This is a genomic window from Pseudomonas sp. Leaf15, from assembly GCF_001421425.1.
Taxonomy (GTDB): Bacteria; Pseudomonadota; Gammaproteobacteria; order Pseudomonadales; family Pseudomonadaceae; genus Aquipseudomonas; species Aquipseudomonas salomonii.
This window is the reverse complement of sequence record NZ_LMKI01000032.1, coordinates 124712-139722: the sequence shown is the minus strand read 5'-3', so window position 1 is coordinate 139722 and position 15011 is coordinate 124712. Positions and strand designations below refer to the sequence as shown.

Sequence of the window (15011 nt, the reverse complement as noted above, 5' to 3'; positions counted from 1 at the left end):
GATCTGTGAACACAGTCAAAGGTGGGAGCTGGCTTGCCTGCGATGGGCCCTCGGCAGCGACGCAAATCAGCCCGCCAGCAACCAAACCCCAGTCGCCGCCGAAGCTGCCCCGGCAACCCGTACCAACGGTGCCGCAGCGGCCGGCAGAAAACGCACCACGGCATACCCAGCCGCATGCAGAGCCGCCGTCGCGCCGACAAACCCGGCGGCATACGCCCACGGGCTGGACATGTCCGGCAGCTCCAGGCCGTGCGCCACACCGTGGAACAACGCAAACAACGCCGTCGCCGCCACCGCCACAAACAGCGGCGGCCGCACTGCCAGCGCCACCGCCAAGCCCAGCGCCAGTACCGAGGCGGCAATCCCGCTTTCCAGCGCCGGCAGTTCCAGGCCCTCAAAGCCAAGCACGCCACCGATCAGCATGGTGCCGACAAACGCGCAAGGCAGTGCCCAGCGCGCCTTGCCTTGTTGCTGCGCGGCCCACAGGCCGACGGCGATCATGGCCAGTAAATGATCAATACCGCCCAATGGGTGGCTGATACCGGCCACCAGCCCATTATCGCCATGCCCGGGGTGAGCGAAGGCAAGGGCCGGTGCCAGCAGCAGGGCAGCGGTAGCGAAAAGTTTGTTGAGACCCATACAGGCTCCTTTTTGGGGGTGGGATCAGGCCGCAGTCAGCAAGCCCTGACGTTCGATAAAGGCGACGATTTCTTCCAGGCCGACGCCGGTTTTCTGGTTGCTGAACACAAAGGGCTTACCGTTGCGCATGCGTGTGGTGTCGCTGTTCATCAGTTCCAGCGAGGCGCCGACCAAAGGCGCCAGGTCGATCTTGTTGATCACCAGCAAGTCGGATTTGCAAATACCGGGCCCGCCCTTGCGCGGCAGCTTGTCACCGGCAGACACATCGATCACGTAGATGGTCAGGTCCGAGAGTTCCGGGCTGAACGTGGCCGACAAATTGTCGCCACCGGACTCCACCAGGATCAGGTCCAGGCCGGGGAAGCGGCGGTTGAGTTGGTCCACCGCTTCGAGGTTGATCGAGGCGTCTTCACGGATGGCCGTGTGCGGACAGCCGCCGGTTTCCACGCCGATGATGCGCTCGGGCGCCAGGGCCTGGTTGCGCACCAGGAAATCCGCGTCTTCGCGGGTGTAGATATCGTTGGTGACCACCGCCAGGTTGTAGCGGTCGCGCAGCGCCAGGCACAGTGCCAGGGTCAGTGCGGTCTTGCCGGAGCCCACTGGGCCGCCGATGCCGACACGCAAAGGTTGTGTGTTCATATAGGTCTCCTAGGAACGGAACAGGCGGCTGTATTGGCGCTCATGGGCCATACACGCCAGGGACAGGCCGAACGCGGCGCTGCCGAAATGGATAGGGTCGATGTGTGCGGCGTCCTGCTGGGCTTGTTGCAGCAGGGGCAGCAATTGGCTGGTCAGGCGTTGGGCGGCTTGCTGGCCCAGCGGCAGGGTTTTCATCAGCACCGCCAATTGGTTTTCCAGCCAGCTCCACAGCCACGCGGCCAGGGCGTCGTCGGGGCTGATGTGCCAGGCGCGGGCGGCCAAGGCCCAGCCCAGGGCCAGGTGCGGCTCATCACGTTGGGCCAGAAAGTGGCGTGCGGCGTCGTCCAGCTCCGGTAAACCGTTGAGCAGCTGTTGCAGGGAATAGCCCATTTGCCGGCTCTCCTGATACAACTCGCGGGTCTCGCGGCTGGCGCGGTGCTCTTCGCACAGCTGCGCCAAACGCGGCCAATCCTGTTCGGCGGCGGCGCGGCAATGGGCGAGCAACAGCGGCGCTTCGAAACGGGCGAGATTGAGCAGCAACTGGTCGCTGATCCAGCGCCGGGCACTGGCGGCATCATGGACGCGGCCGTTATCCACCGCCATCTCCAGGCCTTGGGAATAGCTGTAGCCACCAATCGGCAATTGCGGACTGGCCAGACGCAACAGCGCCCAGGCTGGGTTCATAGACGCACGCCGAACTGGTGCAGTTTGGGCGGGTAGTTGAAGTCTTCGTCGCCATGGCGCGAATGGTGATGGCCGCCGCCATAGGCGCCGTGTTCCGGCTGGAACGGAGCCTCGAGGGTTTGCGTGGTGGCGCCGAGCTGTTCGAGCATGGCCTTGAGCACGTAGTCATCGAGCAGGCGCAGCCAGCCGTCGCCGACTTGCAAGGCCACATGGCGGTTGCCGAGGTGATAGGCCGCGCGGGTCAGTTCGAAGGCGTTGCTGCAGGTGACGTGCAGCAGCTGTTCAGGGCGGGCGACCACGCGTACCACGCGCCCGTCTTCCGCTTGCAGGCATTCGCCATCATGCAGCGGCGGCTGGCCACGCTCCAGAAACAGGCCGACGTCTTCGCCGTCGGCACTGAAACAGCGCAGGCGACTTTTGCTGCGCGCTTCGAAGTTCAGCAGCAGTTCGGCGGCCCAGAGGGCTTGGGGGGCGATTCGGCGGTGGATCACCAGCATCAGGAGGCTTCCAGCTATGAGCGATAAAGGAGCTAGAGCAAGGGGCTTGCCAACCGTGTGTAAGGGCCGGAAATCCCTGTAGGCAAGCACGGACATGCCACCGAATAGGGCGTCGGCGAATGCTTGTCGCGCTTCAATTTGGTGCGTTATCGGATTTATAGCACTGGATGTGGGCGTTTTGCGTTTAGATCTGTTGCCGGGCGCATGAAACTTCTTTCATCTATTTCGCACTGGGTTCTTCTCGGAATTTTCCTACGCGATTGCAGGATTTGCCGTTCAAAAAGTTACGCGCTGTTTCATTACGATGTGCGCCGTGTTTAATCCACTGCGACGCCGATCATGTTCAAGGTATTTTTAGTTTCACTCATTGTCAGCTTGTCCTGCGCGGTCATACCGGCCTCGGCCAATTTAAAAGCGCCTGTGTCCTTCGAACCCTCCGCCACCATCGACAACGTGATCGATCGTGCCCACGAGCTGCTCGGCACGCCCTATAAAAGTGGCGGTACCAAGGTTGACCAGGGGTTTGATTGCAGCAGCTTCCTGGTCTACCTGTTCAAGACCGAAGCCAATATCCGCCTGCCGCGCACCACCACAGAAATGCATCGATCCAGCGCTGCGACCGTTAAGCGCGAGGCGCTCAAGCCCGGCGACGCGGTATTTTTCAAAGGCAATGGGCGCGGCCAGGTCAGCCATGTGGGCCTTTATATTGGCCAGGGCAAATTTATCCACTCGCCCAGCAGCGGCAAACACGTGCGTATCGATTCATTGAGCAACAGCTACTGGAAAAAGCACTACACCACCGCCAAGCGCTTCCACACCGCGGGCTGACCGGGTTTATTCGGTACTGCCCAGCCCTTGCCAATGCTTGAGGCCGATAAAGATAAAGCGCAATTGCTGGGTGATTTTCGCCTGGGGCGTAAGGTGGGCAGGCAGGGCCTGGGCCGGAGGGTCGATGATGTCGGGCAGGGTGGCGAACACGCTCTTGACGATCAGGTCGGCCATGACGTGCAGGCCGTCGGCATCCAGGTGCTGGAGCTTGGGCATCAATGTGAGGTCGGCGGCCAGGTCGCGGGTGATGTCTTCGCGCAGGGCGCCGATGGCTTGGCGCACGGCCAGGCAGCCACCGTATTGCTCGCGGGCCAGGAACAGGAATTGCGAGCGGTTGGCCGAAACCACATCGAGAAAGATCCGCACAGAGGCATCGATGATGCCGCCCATCACGAACTCGTTGTGACGGACCAGGCGAATGGTGGCGCGAAAGGTCTGGCCGACTTCACTCACCAGCACGAGCCCCAGCTGGTCCATATCCTCAAAATGACGATAGAACCCGGTCGGCACGATCCCGGCGGTCTTGGCCACTTCGCGCAGGCTCAGGCTGCCGAACCCACGGCCACACTCCATCAGATGGCGGGCTGCGTCCATCAAGGCGAGGCGGGTCTGTTGCTTTTGTTCGGCGCGGGGCAGCATCGGCGGGCGGGCTTTGTCGGCAAGTACAGCGTTGCACTCTAGCAAAACAGCTTCATCTACGTCGAACTTGGCGGGGTGTTCAGGGTGTGATGCAGTCTAGATAAAAGCAAAAGCCCGATCTTCTGATCGGGCTTTTTTCTCGGCCACCACGGGGTTAGCTCTGTGCTTGATGCAGTTCTTGCAGACGGTCAGCACCGCCTTCAGCAACGCCTTCGGTGTAAGCGCGTTTGTTGGCTTGTTCAGCACCGCCTTCTACCAGACCTTTCTGTTCCAGGCGATCACGGCCACCTTCAGCAACACCTTCGGTGTAAGCGCGTTTGTTGGCTTGTTCAGCGCCGCCTTCTACCAGACCTTTCTCTTCCAGGCGGTTGCGACCGTTTTCAGCAACAGCGCCTTTGGCGTAGTCACGGTTTTCATCTTCTTGCGAACCGCTGCGGGCCAGGGTCTGGCTCGACTGAACGGCTTGAGCTTTGTTCTGTGGGGTAGCTTGTTCAGCGGCTGGCAGGGCAAATGCGCTGGAAGCCAGGACCGACAGCAGAACAGTAGCGAGTATTTGGCGTTTCATGATGGGTTGCTCCTTGGGAGGGCGATAAAGTGGGTACAGGGCTAATGTTACTCTCGAGAAGTCGATATAAAAGTTCATAAACACAATGGTAATAATCAACAGAATTGATTGTTCCCCGCAGAGGCTCTAGAACGCGCCTCTCAAGCCCGCGCTTTTGCACCGAAGTGGGTATTTTCGACACGAACGTGGGTAACAATGGTGCGCCGTTGATGATGAAAACTGTCTGATCGATCAGGAAATTGGCTTATTGCGACTAAATCGCTGTTCGGGTTAAACCCCTGGGCGGTTTGCCAGTCGTAGCCTTATAAGCTGTAGTTTTGCTATCTGTGTTGAGGAGTCCTGTGCAATGACGCGCACTCGTAAAATCGTGGTTTGGAGCTGCGCCAGCTTCGCGGTGTTAATCGCCATCCTGGTCTTGGTGCTGGTGTTTTTTGATTGGAACCGCATCAAGCCGCCGCTCAATGCCAAGGTCTCCGAAGAGTTGCATCGCCCGTTTGCCATTAATGGCAACCTCGCCGTGGTGTGGGCGCGCGAGCCCGATGAAGGCGGTTGGCGGGCGTGGGTGCCGTGGCCGCACGTGATTGCCGAAGACCTGGTCCTGGGCAATCCCGACTGGTCAAAAAAACCGCAGATGGTCACGCTCAAGCGCGTGGAATTGCGTATTTCGCCCCTGGCTTTGCTGGCCCAACGCGTGGTGATCCCGCGTATCGACCTCACCGAACCGAGTGCCGACTTGCAGCGCCTGGCCGACGGCCGCGCCAACTGGACCTTCAAGTTCGACCCCAAAGACCCCAACGCCGAGCCTTCCAGCTGGGTGGTGGACATCGGTTCCATCGGCTTCGACAAGGGCCATGTCACCCTCGACGATCAAACCCTCAAAACCCAACTGGACGTGATCATCGACCTGCTCGGCAAGCCGATTCCCTTCGGTGAAATTGTCGGCGACGCGGACGCCAAGAAGGCCCTGGAAAAAGGCTCGGCGCCGCAGGACTATGCATTCGGTCTCAAGGTCAAAGGCCAGTACCATGGCCAGAAACTCGACGGCACCGGCAAGATCGGCGGGCTGTTGGCCTTGCAGGACGCGGCCAAGCCGTTCCCGCTGCAAGCGCAAGTGAAAATCGCCGACACCAGCATCGCACTGGCCGGTACCCTGACCGACCCGCTGAACCTGGGCGCCCTGGACCTGCGGCTGAAACTGTCCGGCAGCAGCCTGGGCAATCTTTACCCGCTGACCGGCGTAACGCTGCCCGATTCTCCGGCCTATTCCACCGACGGCCATCTGATCGCCAAACTGCATGAGGCCAGCGGCGCGTCATTCACCTATGAAAACTTCAACGGCAAGATCGGCAACAGTGATATCCACGGCAACCTCAGCTACGTCGCCAGCCAGCCACGCCCCAAGCTCAGCGGTACGCTGGTGTCCAACCAACTGCTGATGACTGACCTTGCGCCGTTGATCGGCGCCGACTCCAACGCCAAGCAAAAGGCCCGTGGTGGCGAGAGCAAGCAACCGGCAACCAAGGTGCTGCCGGTGGAAGAGTTCCGCACCGAGCGCTGGCGCGACATGGACGCCGATGTGGAATTTACCGGCAAACGCATCGTGCACAGCGCCGACTTGCCGTTCACCGATCTCTACACCCACTTGGTCCTCAACGATGGCGAGCTGAGCCTGCAACCCCTGCGCTTTGGTGTGGCGGGTGGCAAGCTGGATGCGCAGATTCGCTTGAACGGGCGTATCACGCCGATGGAAGGTCGCGCCAAACTGACCGCGCGTAACTTCAAGCTCAAGCAGCTCTTCCCGACGTTCGAGCCGATGAAAACCAGCTTTGGTGAGCTCAACGGCGATGCCGATATTTCCGGGCGCGGCAACTCCGTGGCGGCCCTGCTGGGCAGCTCCAACGGTGACCTGAAAATGTTGATCAACGACGGCGCCATCAGCCGCGGCCTGATGGAAATTGCCGGGCTCAACGTCGGCAACTACGTGGTCGGCCGTCTGTTCGGCGACAAGGAAGTGAAGATCAACTGCGCGGCGGCGGACTTTGGCATCAAGACGGGTCTGGCGACGACGCGGCTGTTTGTATTCGATACCGAGAACGCGATCATTTATATCGATGGCACGGCGAACATGGCTACCGAGCAGTTGGACTTGACCATCACGCCCGAATCAAAAGGCTTCCGCCTCTTTTCCCTGCGCTCGCCACTGTACGTCAACGGCCCATTTATCAAGCCCAATGCTGGTGTGAAAGCGGTGCCGTTGATGTTGCGCGGTGCCGGCATGGTCGCGCTCGGTGTGATCGCCGGCCCGGCGGCTGGTCTGTTGGCCCTGGTCGCGCCGAGCGGCGATGAGCCCAACCAGTGCGCCCCGTTGCTGCAACAGATGAAGGAAGGCAAGGCGCCGAAAACCGTTAAGTAAGGCTTTCAAACGATCGTTCCCACGCTCTGCGTGGGAATGCCGCCCAGGACGCTCTGCGTCCGCTCCTGAAGGGGATGTGACGCAGAGCGTCACTGGATGTGGGAATGCCGCCCAGGACGCTCTGCGTCCGCTCCTGAAGGGGATGTGACGCAGAGCGTCACTGGATGCATTCCCACGCGGAGCGTGGGAACGATCAGGAAAGCCCAATGCTGGTGTGAAAGCGGTGCCGTTGATGTTGCGCGGTGCGGGCATGGTCGCGCTCGGTGTGATCGCCGGCCCGGCGGCTGGTCTGTTGGCCCTGGTCGCACCGAGCGGCGATGAGCCCAACCAGTGCGCACCGTTGCTGCAACAGATGAAGGAAGGCAAGGCGCCGAAAACCGTTAAATAAGGCTTTCAAACGATCGTTCCCACGCTCTGCGTGGGAATGCCGCCCAGGACGCTCTGCGTCCGCTCCTGAAGGGGATGTGACGCAGAGCGTCACTGGATGTGGGAATGCCGCCCAGGACGCTCTGCGTCCGCTCCTGAAGGGGATGTGACGCAGAGCGTCACTGGATGCATTCCCACGCGGAGCGTGGGAACGATCAGGATGCATCCAGTGACCGGCGCAAAAAATGTGGGAGCTGGCTTGCCTGCGATAGCGGTGTAACAGTCGATACAGACACTGACTGTTGGATTGCTATCGCGGGCAAGTCCGCTCCCACATGGGGTTCAGCGGTATAGCGGGTTACAGGTCCTGCAGAATATCCGCCATGTCATCGGCGTGTTCTTCTTCCTGGGCCAGGATGTCTTCGAAGATTCGACGGGTAGTCGGGTCTTTATCACCGATGTACTGGATGATTTCGCGATAGCTGTCCACCGCGATCCGTTCGGCCACCAGGTCTTCGTAGACCATTTCCTTCAGGCTATTGCCGGCCACGTATTGAGCGTGGGAGTTCTTCGACAGCAGGTCGGGGTTGAACTCCGGCTCACCGCCCAGTTGCACGATGCGCTCGGCCAGTTTGTCGGCGTGTTCGGCTTCCTGAGTGGCGTGCTCCAGGAACTCATCGGCGGCGACACTGGCTTTCAGGCCGCTGGCCATGAAGTAGTGACGTTTGTAGCGCAACACGCAGACCAGTTCAGTGGCCAGCGACTCGTTGAGCAGACGGATAATTTCCTCACGGTCGGCATCGTAACCTTCGGTCACGGCGCCGTTTTCGACATGCTGGCGGGCGCGGCTGCGCAGGGTTGCAACGTCGGTCAAGTTTGCTTGGGTCATCTCAATCTCCTGGTGCTAATCCGGTTTTGCGCCACGCTCTGTCGGCGTGATCACTCCAAGTTGTGAGTCCTGGCTGAGGCAAAAAGTTTTATCGGATTTCACACCGTCTGACCGGGCACTTCCAAACGGCTTAGTCATGGGGCAGTCATGTCGGTTGGTCTAGGATGGCATTATCGCTTTTCCGACCTGGATGCTGCCCCATGCCCGATTCCCTCGCCACGCGTTACCCCTTGGTGCTGGTGCCCGGCATGCTGGGCTTTGTGCGCGTAGGTTTTTTCCCTTACTGGTACGGTATTGTCCCGGCGCTGCGGGCGGGTGGGGCGCAGGTATTTGCCATTCAGGTGGCGCCGCTGGATTCCAGCGAGGTGCGCGGCGAGCAGTTGCTGGCGCGCATCGAACAGATCCGCCGCGAGACCGGCGCCGACAAGGTCAACCTGATCGGCCACAGCCAGGGCGCGCTCACCGCGCGTTATGCCGCCGCCCTGCGCCCGCAGTGGGTAGCGTCCGTGACGTCGGTGGCCGGGCCCAACCATGGCTCGGAACTGGCGGACCATATCCACGCCCATTACCCGCCGGCGAGCGTGAAAGGCAGGCTGATGAGCGCAATGTTTCATCTGGTTGCCTGGGTAATGGGCCTGCTGGAAACCGGCTATCGCGGCCCGCGCTTCAAGGCCGACTTGCACGCCTCGCACCAATCCCTGACCCGTGAGGGTGTGGCCATGTTTAACCGCCAGTATCCCCAAGGGCTGCCCGAAACCTGGGGCGGGCAGGGCGCCGAGGTGGTCAACGGCGTGCGTTATTACTCGTGGTCCGGCACCTTGCAGCCACGCAAGACCGACCGTGGGCGCAACCTGCTGGATGGCACCCATCGCAGTTGCCGGCTGTTTGCGCGCAGCTTTGTGCGTGAGCAGGGCCAATGTGACGGCATGGTCGGGCGCTACAGCTCGCACCTGGGCACGGTCATCGGCGATGACTACGCCCTGGACCACTTCGATATCGTCAACCAATCCATGGGGTTGGTGGGCAAAGGTGCGGAGCCGATCCGGTTGTTTGTCGAGCATGCTCGGCGGCTGAAGGCGGCGGGGGTTTAACCGGGAGACCGGGTTATCGTTCATCGCAGGCAAGCCAGCTCCCACAGTTGGCCCCATTCCAAAGTCGGAACCCGGTCGAATTTGGGAGCTGGCTTGCCTGCGATGGCGAGCTGTCAGGCAACCCCAACCTCACGGCGCACCGGCGTAATCCAACGCTCCGACAAAATCACCCCGCCCAAGGTCAGCAAGCCACCGACCAAGTGATACAGCGCCAACTCTTCCTTCAACACCACCGCCGCAATCAATGCGGTAATCAACGGCAGCAAGTTGAAAAACAGTGTGGTGCGGCTTGGCCCCAGGTGTTTCACCGAGTGCATCCACGCCAGTGGCGCCAGCATCGACGCCAGCAGGCACGCGTACAGCACCAGTGGGATATTCGCCCAGCCCAAGCCGGCCTTGGCCGAGAACAGGAACAGCGGAAACAGCACCATCACCGCCACCAGTATCTGCAAATACAGCAACACCAGCGGCGGCAAGCGCAGCTGCCATTTTTTCAGCAGGGTGCTGTAGACCGCGTAGGCCAGGGTGGCGAACAGCATCATCGCGTCACCCAGGTTGAGCCCGTGTTGCAGCAACGCGCCGAGGTTGCCGGCCGACACCACCACGACCACGCCTGCGAACGACAGCACCGCGCCGGTCAGCGCGCCGAAGGTGAGGCGTTGGCCGAGGCTGATGATGGCGGCCGTCAGCGACATCAACGGCATCAGCGACAGGATGATGCCCATATTGGTGGCGCTGGTCAGCGTCGCGGCGTAGTAGGCCAGGCTTTGATACACCGCCATGCCCAGTACGCCGAGGATGAAGATCTTGCCCAGGTTCGGGCGGATCAGCGCCCAGTTGGCCAGCACCGGTTTGAGCATGAACGGAGTAAACAGCAACGCCGCCAGCAACCAGCGGTAAAAGCCGATTTCTGCGGGGAAGATCGAGCCCACCGCCAGTTTGTTGACCACGGTGTTGCCGGCCCAGATAAAGATGGCCAGCAGGGGATACACGTATTGCATCGAAAGAAACCAGGTGTGTTGATGAGCCGGGATTATCCCCTGTCTGGATAGAAGCCTATACTGCGATCCAGACAACCGACCTTTGTATCCAGACAATATGGCCAGACACACCGTACGCCTCGCGGATTTTCGCAGCCTGCCGAGCCCCGTCTACTTCCGCTACTCCGAATTCGCCCCCGACACCGAATGCACGCCGCATCGGCACGGCTGGGGCTCGCTGGACTATTCGGCCAATGGCGTGATGCGCATGGAAGTGGCCGGCAACCGCTTTATGTCGCCGCCGCAGTACGCGGTATGGATCCCACCCAATACCGAGCACAGTTCCTACAATGCCCAGGCGATTGTGTATCGCTCAGTGGGCCTGGCCCCGGAACTCTGCGCGCAACTGCCGCAGGCGCCGTGCACCTTGGCGATCAGTGACATTCTCAAGGCCATCCTCAGCGACTTTGCCCAGCGTGACGTCAATATCGCGCAGACCGAGGCCGATATACGCCTGGCCCAGGTGCTGGTAGACCAGCTCAAACAAGCGCCTATGCATGATTGCTTCCTGCCTTACGCGCGCCACCCTGGCTTGCTCGGCGTACTTGAAGGCATGCAGGCCGAGCCTGGCGACAATCGCCCGCTGGCGCAGTGGGCCGAACAAGTGCATGTGAGCGAGCGGACGTTGGCGCGCCAATTTGTGCGCGAGCTGGGCATGAGCTTCGGTGAATGGCGCCAGCGCCTGCGTTACCTCGCCGCCATCGAAGCCCTGGACAGCGACCGCAGTGTGCAACACGTAGCCTTTGACTTGGGCTACAGCACCGCCTCGGCGTTTATCGCCATGTTCCAGCGTCACGCCGGCTGCACCCCGGAGCAGTACCGCCGGTCGAATATTCGCGGGCGCTGAAGATGTAACAGGTTTTGACTACACTGCTGCGTAGGCCGTGCCCCTTTGGTACGGCAACAGGGAGAAAACTCCATGAAGATGCTGCGTATTCCGTTGTTGATGATGGGCCTGCTGCTGTGTTCCCAAGGCTTCGCTGCCACTGCCCAGCAAAATAAAATGACCACTTGCAATGCCGAAGCCTCCACCAAGACGCTCAAAGGTGATGACCGCAAGGCCTTTATGAAGACCTGCCTGTCGGCGCCGGCCGCCAACGATGCCAAGACCCTGACCCCGCAGCAGCAGAAAATGAAAGACTGCAATGCCACGGCGAAAACCAAGGCGTTGGCAGGCGATGCGCGTAAAACCTTTATGAGCACCTGCCTCAAAGGCAGCTAACAACATAGATCCCATGTGGGAGTCGGGCTTGCCCGCGATGCAGACGCCGCGATACATCAGCCAGACTGAGGTGATGCCATCGCAGGCAAGCCAGCTCCCACACTGACAGTGTTCACAATTCAGACCTCTCGCTTGATTCCCTCAAGGCTGGCAGACTGCCCATCCTTTAACGCCGTTCGTTTTGAGGCTGTATGCCAACGTTTTCTCAGCGTCACGTGTTGTTGCTGGTCAGTTGCATCATCATTTTCGGCGGGCTCCTGCTGGTGCTGCCACTCAAGCTGCTGCCCAGCCTGCTGGCCGGCCTGTTGGTTTATGAACTGGTCAACATGCTCACCCCGCAGTTGCAGCGGTTGATCGAAGGCCGGCGTGCGCGTTGGCTGGCGGTGGCCTTGCTGGGCACCTTGATCGTCAGCGTGCTGACCCTGATCTTTGCCGGCGCCATCAGTTTCCTGCTCCACGAAGCGGAAAACCCCGGGGCTTCCCTGGACAAATTCATGGGCGTGGTCGACCGCGCGCGCGGGCAACTGCCGCCGTTCGTCGACGCCTACCTGCCCGCCAGTGCCGCCGAGTTCCGCGTGGCCATCGGCGATTGGCTGAGCAAACACCTGAGCGAGCTGCAACTGGTCGGCAAAGACGCCGCCCACATGTTCGTCACCCTGCTGATCGGCATGGTGCTCGGCGCCATCATTGCCCTGCAACGCGTGCCCGACCTGACCAAACGCAAACCCCTGGCCGCCGCGCTGTTCGACCGCCTGCACCTGCTGGTCCAGGCGTTTCGCAATATCGTCTTCGCCCAGATCAAGATCGCCGCGCTCAATACGGCCTTCACTGCGATTTTTCTCGCCGTCGTGTTGCCGCTGTGCGGTATCCACCTGCCGCTGACCAAAACCCTGATCGTGCTGACCTTCCTGGTCGGCTTGCTGCCGGTGATCGGCAACCTGATCTCCAACACCCTGATCACCATCGTCGCGCTGTCGCTGTCGATCTGGGTGGCGGTGGCGGCGTTGGGGTATTTGATCGTGATCCACAAGGTCGAGTACTTCCTCAACGCGCGCATTGTCGGCGGGCAGATCAGTGCCAAATCCTGGGAATTGCTCCTGGCGATGCTGGTGTTTGAAGCCGCGTTCGGCCTGCCGGGCGTGGTGGCGGGGCCGATTTATTATGCGTATTTAAAGAGTGAGCTGAAGCTCGCCGGCATGGTTTGACGCAGTAAGCTGCACTTTAAAGGGACTTAGAGGGGAACAAGCGGTGAACGACAACATCTACGCTGCGCCAACGGCGGAGCTGACCGAGACGGTAAAGACGTCTGCAGAGTTTTACGTCATTTCCAAAACCAAGCTGCTGGTGCTCAGCTTCCTCAGTTTTGGGCTTTATACCTATATCTGGTCGTATAAAAACTGGAGCTTGTACAAAAAAGCCCATCAGCTGGATATCTGGCCTCTGGCCCGCGCCATTTTCTTTATTTTTTTTATGCACCAACTGTATCGCCGCGCCGCCGATCGCGTTGCTCGCAGCGGCCGAAAATTCGACTTTGACTTCGAACAGTGGGCGACCGTGTTTGTGGTGGTGACGGTCGGCGCCAGGGTTTTCGAGGTGGCGGCTAAACGGATCGACAGTTGGTCTGTGTATCAACCTCTGGCGATCCTGGCGATCCCGCTGTGTGCCTACATCCTCCAGCAAGCCCAGGGCCTGATCAATTTTGCGGCAGACGATCCCGAGGGCAAGAGCAACGCGCGTTTTAACCTCTGGAACTACCTGGTAATCGTGCTGGGCGCAGTCATGTGGGGCCTGACGCTGATGGGGTTGTGGACGATCTATCACCGCTAGAGGATCTTCCGGCAGGGCGACTGAAAAGCCGCCCTGTTCGTGCTTGATAGGGTCCTGGACTTGCTTGCGCCCGATCACATCCGTCCCGCAAGGGGATGGCCAGTAATGGTGGCACCGCCTTTGTGACGAGCGGGCTTTCAAGTGTACGCAGGTCAAAAGGTGGGAGCGGGCTTGCCCGCGATGGCGTTGGGTCAGTGGATAAATACATCGCCTGACACTCTGCTATCGCGGGCAAGCCCGCTCCCACACTTGAATGGCTGGACAGGTCAGCTGCCGTAACGCTTGCTCGCCTCAATCGCCAGGCCACTGCCGATGCTGCCGAAGATATTGCCTTCCACATGCCGTGCATTCGGCAGCATCGCCGAGATGCTGTGGCGCAGTGCCGGAATGCCGCTGGAGCCGCCGGTGAAGAACACCGTGTCCACCTGGGCCACGCTCACCGAGGCATCGTTAAGCAGTTGCGTGACGCTGTTGCGCACACGCTCCAGCAACGCGTCGATGGACGACTCGAACAATGCTCGGCTGAGGTCGACGCTCAGGCCTTTTTCGATGCGGTCCAGGGCCACGTGGCGGTTGTCTTCGTGGGTCAGCTGGATCTTGGTTTCTTCCACTTCCATGGCCAGCCAGTGCCCGGCACGCTGCTCGATCAGCTTGAACAGGCGGTCGATGCCGCCGGTGTCTTCGATGTCGTAGCGCATGCTGCCCAGGGCCAGCTGGGATTTTTGCGAGTACACCGAGTTGATGGTGTGCCAGGTGGCCAGGTTCATGTGGTGGCTGGTGGGCATGTAGGCGCCGCTTTTCATGCGGCTGCCGTAGCCGAACAGCGGCATCATGCCTTGCAGGCTGAGTTGTTTGTCGAAGTCGGTGCCGCCGATGTGTACGCCGCCGGTGGCGAGAATGTCGCTCTGGCGGTTGTCGTTGTGACGACGGTCCGGCGACAGGCGCACCAGCGAGAAGTCAGACGTACCACCGCCGATGTCGACGATCAGCACCAGCTCTTCTTTCTCGATGGTGGACTCGTAGTCAAACGCGGCCGCGATCGGCTCGTACTGGAACGAGATGTCCTTGAAACCGATCTTGCGTGCCACATCCACCAGGGTGTTTTCGGCTTCCTGGTCGGCCATCGGGTCGTCATCGACGAAGAACACCGGGCGGCCCAGCACCACTTCTTCGAACTCGCGACCGGCGTTGGCTTCGGCGCGGCTCTTGAGCTGGCCGATAAACAGCGCCAGCAGGTCGGTGAACGGCATGGCCGTGCCGAGCACGCTGGTGTCGTGCTTGATCAGCTTGGAACCCAGCAGGCTCTTGAGCGAGCGCATCAGCCGGCCTTCGTAGTTTTCCAGGTATTCGTGCAGCGCCAGGCGACCGTACACCGGGCGGCGCTCCTCGAAGTTGAAGAACACCACCGACGGCAACGTGATCTTGTCGTCCTCCAGCGCGATAAGCGTCTCCTCGCCGGGCCGGATCCAGCCGACGGTGGAGTTGGACGTGCCGAAGTCGATGCCGCAGGCACGGGCTGGGGATGTGTTGTTCATGTCTTCCAGGTTCCGGTTAAAAAACGGCCGCGCAGTGTATGCCACTCGCGCCCAGATGCGTAGGCCGGTTATCTGTAAACCTCGGCGGCGTTCAGTTTCAAGGCCATACATAGCTACCCTTTAAAACCCATGGGGGT

General features: G+C 60.6%; 16 protein-coding genes and 1 pseudogene. 8 read left to right on the top strand and 9 right to left on the bottom strand.

All coding sequences use genetic code 11. The features are described 5' to 3' along the window. Window positions 1-66: 66 nt before the first annotated feature. From ASE80_RS20120 to ureE, 4 genes are read right to left on the bottom strand one after another with little or no spacing between them, the layout of a single operon-like run. On the bottom strand, window positions 67-639 hold the full coding sequence (locus tag ASE80_RS20120; RefSeq protein ID WP_056860504.1) for a HupE/UreJ family protein: 573 nt from the start codon (window positions 637-639) through the stop codon (window positions 67-69). 24 nt (window positions 640-663) lie between these two features. Then, window positions 664-1278, bottom strand: a complete 615-nt coding sequence (ureG, locus tag ASE80_RS20115; RefSeq protein WP_017737493.1) for an urease accessory protein UreG — start codon at window positions 1276-1278, stop codon at window positions 664-666. 9 nt (window positions 1279-1287) lie between these two features. After that, the gene (locus ASE80_RS20110) at window positions 1288-1962 is read right to left on the bottom strand and encodes an urease accessory protein UreF (protein WP_056860503.1); all 675 of its coding nucleotides are present in this window, start codon (window positions 1960-1962) and stop codon (window positions 1288-1290) included. Then, on the bottom strand, window positions 1959-2459 hold the full coding sequence (gene ureE / locus ASE80_RS20105; protein ID WP_017136794.1) for an urease accessory protein UreE: 501 nt from the start codon (window positions 2457-2459) through the stop codon (window positions 1959-1961). The genes ASE80_RS20110 and ureE overlap by 4 nt, the downstream gene beginning before the upstream one ends. Window positions 2460-2798: 339 nt before the next feature. On the opposite strand from ureE, the gene ASE80_RS20100 reads away from it, so the two are divergent. Continuing rightward, a complete protein-coding gene (locus ASE80_RS20100; RefSeq protein WP_056860502.1) occupies window positions 2799-3287 on the top strand; it encodes a C40 family peptidase in 489 nt (162 codons plus the stop codon). Window positions 3288-3293: 6 nt separating this feature from the next. On the opposite strand, the gene ASE80_RS20095 is transcribed toward ASE80_RS20100, so the two are convergent. Then, on the bottom strand, window positions 3294-3926 hold the full coding sequence (locus ASE80_RS20095) for a TetR family transcriptional regulator (RefSeq protein WP_056860501.1): 633 nt from the start codon (window positions 3924-3926) through the stop codon (window positions 3294-3296). A gap of 154 nt (window positions 3927-4080) precedes the next feature. Further along, entirely contained in the window at window positions 4081-4491 is a 411-nt protein-coding gene (locus ASE80_RS20090) for a hypothetical protein (RefSeq protein WP_056860500.1), read from the bottom strand. A 346-nt stretch (window positions 4492-4837) separates the two neighbouring features. On the opposite strand from ASE80_RS20090, the gene ASE80_RS20085 reads away from it, so the two are divergent. Together ASE80_RS20085 and ASE80_RS30850 are read left to right on the top strand one after the other, a co-directional pair. Continuing rightward, window positions 4838-6904 (top strand): AsmA family protein, encoded by a 2067-nt coding sequence (locus ASE80_RS20085; protein ID WP_056860499.1) that lies wholly within the window; start codon window positions 4838-4840, stop codon window positions 6902-6904. Between the two features lie 199 nt (window positions 6905-7103). Further along, window positions 7104-7292, top strand: a pseudogene (locus ASE80_RS30850) (hypothetical protein); the annotation flags it as partial. A 336-nt stretch (window positions 7293-7628) separates the two neighbouring features. Here ASE80_RS30850 and ASE80_RS20080 read toward each other — a convergent pair. Then, window positions 7629-8159 (bottom strand): ferritin-like domain-containing protein, encoded by a 531-nt coding sequence (locus ASE80_RS20080; protein ID WP_056860498.1) that lies wholly within the window; start codon window positions 8157-8159, stop codon window positions 7629-7631. A gap of 200 nt (window positions 8160-8359) precedes the next feature. Here ASE80_RS20080 and ASE80_RS20075 point away from each other — a divergent pair, with 200 nt between their 5' ends. Beyond that, window positions 8360-9250 (top strand): esterase/lipase family protein, encoded by an 891-nt coding sequence (locus ASE80_RS20075; protein ID WP_056860497.1) that lies wholly within the window; start codon window positions 8360-8362, stop codon window positions 9248-9250. 113 nt (window positions 9251-9363) lie between these two features. On the opposite strand, the gene ASE80_RS20070 is transcribed toward ASE80_RS20075, so the two are convergent. Continuing rightward, window positions 9364-10251 carry a DMT family transporter gene (locus ASE80_RS20070; RefSeq protein ID WP_056860496.1) on the bottom strand — a complete coding sequence of 296 codons (888 nt, stop codon included), beginning with the start codon at window positions 10249-10251 and terminating at the stop codon, window positions 9364-9366. Between the two features lie 97 nt (window positions 10252-10348). On the opposite strand from ASE80_RS20070, the gene ASE80_RS20065 reads away from it, so the two are divergent. From ASE80_RS20065 to ASE80_RS20050, 4 genes are all read left to right on the top strand, one after another. After that, window positions 10349-11137, top strand: a complete 789-nt coding sequence (locus ASE80_RS20065) for an AraC family transcriptional regulator (protein ID WP_056860495.1) — start codon at window positions 10349-10351, stop codon at window positions 11135-11137. A gap of 72 nt (window positions 11138-11209) precedes the next feature. Continuing rightward, entirely contained in the window at window positions 11210-11512 is a 303-nt protein-coding gene (locus ASE80_RS20060) for a PsiF family protein (protein WP_056860494.1), read from the top strand. A gap of 191 nt (window positions 11513-11703) precedes the next feature. Further along, on the top strand, window positions 11704-12717 hold the full coding sequence (locus ASE80_RS20055; protein WP_056860493.1) for an AI-2E family transporter: 1014 nt from the start codon (window positions 11704-11706) through the stop codon (window positions 12715-12717). A 43-nt stretch (window positions 12718-12760) separates the two neighbouring features. Beyond that, the gene (locus tag ASE80_RS20050; protein ID WP_056860492.1) at window positions 12761-13339 is read left to right on the top strand and encodes a hypothetical protein; all 579 of its coding nucleotides are present in this window, start codon (window positions 12761-12763) and stop codon (window positions 13337-13339) included. A gap of 266 nt (window positions 13340-13605) precedes the next feature. Here ASE80_RS20050 and ASE80_RS20045 read toward each other — a convergent pair whose 3' ends face one another. After that, entirely contained in the window at window positions 13606-14874 is a 1269-nt protein-coding gene (locus tag ASE80_RS20045) for an Hsp70 family protein (RefSeq protein ID WP_056860491.1), read from the bottom strand. Window positions 14875-15011: the final 137 nt, after the last annotated feature.

Excerpts from the sequence above, each read along its gene's own strand:
- ASE80_RS20120 (WP_056860504.1), bottom strand. The coding sequence starts at position 639 with ATGGGTCTCAACAAACTTTTCGCTACCGCTGCCCTGCTGCTGGCACCG.
- ureG (WP_017737493.1), bottom strand. The coding sequence starts at position 1,278 with ATGAACACACAACCTTTGCGTGTCGGCATCGGCGGCCCAGTGGGCTCC.
- ASE80_RS20110 (WP_056860503.1), bottom strand. The coding sequence starts at position 1,962 with ATGAACCCAGCCTGGGCGCTGTTGCGTCTGGCCAGTCCGCAATTGCCG.
- ureE (WP_017136794.1), bottom strand. The coding sequence starts at position 2,459 with ATGCTGGTGATCCACCGCCGAATCGCCCCCCAAGCCCTCTGGGCCGCC.
- ASE80_RS20100 (WP_056860502.1), top strand. The coding sequence starts at position 2,799 with ATGTTCAAGGTATTTTTAGTTTCACTCATTGTCAGCTTGTCCTGCGCG.
- ASE80_RS20095 (WP_056860501.1), bottom strand. The coding sequence starts at position 3,926 with ATGCTGCCCCGCGCCGAACAAAAGCAACAGACCCGCCTCGCCTTGATG.
- ASE80_RS20090 (WP_056860500.1), bottom strand. The coding sequence starts at position 4,491 with ATGAAACGCCAAATACTCGCTACTGTTCTGCTGTCGGTCCTGGCTTCC.
- ASE80_RS20085 (WP_056860499.1), top strand. The coding sequence starts at position 4,838 with ATGACGCGCACTCGTAAAATCGTGGTTTGGAGCTGCGCCAGCTTCGCG.
- ASE80_RS20080 (WP_056860498.1), bottom strand. The coding sequence starts at position 8,159 with ATGACCCAAGCAAACTTGACCGACGTTGCAACCCTGCGCAGCCGCGCC.
- ASE80_RS20075 (WP_056860497.1), top strand. The coding sequence starts at position 8,360 with ATGCCCGATTCCCTCGCCACGCGTTACCCCTTGGTGCTGGTGCCCGGC.
- ASE80_RS20070 (WP_056860496.1), bottom strand. The coding sequence starts at position 10,251 with ATGCAATACGTGTATCCCCTGCTGGCCATCTTTATCTGGGCCGGCAAC.
- ASE80_RS20065 (WP_056860495.1), top strand. The coding sequence starts at position 10,349 with ATGGCCAGACACACCGTACGCCTCGCGGATTTTCGCAGCCTGCCGAGC.
- ASE80_RS20060 (WP_056860494.1), top strand. The coding sequence starts at position 11,210 with ATGAAGATGCTGCGTATTCCGTTGTTGATGATGGGCCTGCTGCTGTGT.
- ASE80_RS20055 (WP_056860493.1), top strand. The coding sequence starts at position 11,704 with ATGCCAACGTTTTCTCAGCGTCACGTGTTGTTGCTGGTCAGTTGCATC.
- ASE80_RS20045 (WP_056860491.1), bottom strand. The coding sequence starts at position 14,874 with ATGAACAACACATCCCCAGCCCGTGCCTGCGGCATCGACTTCGGCACG.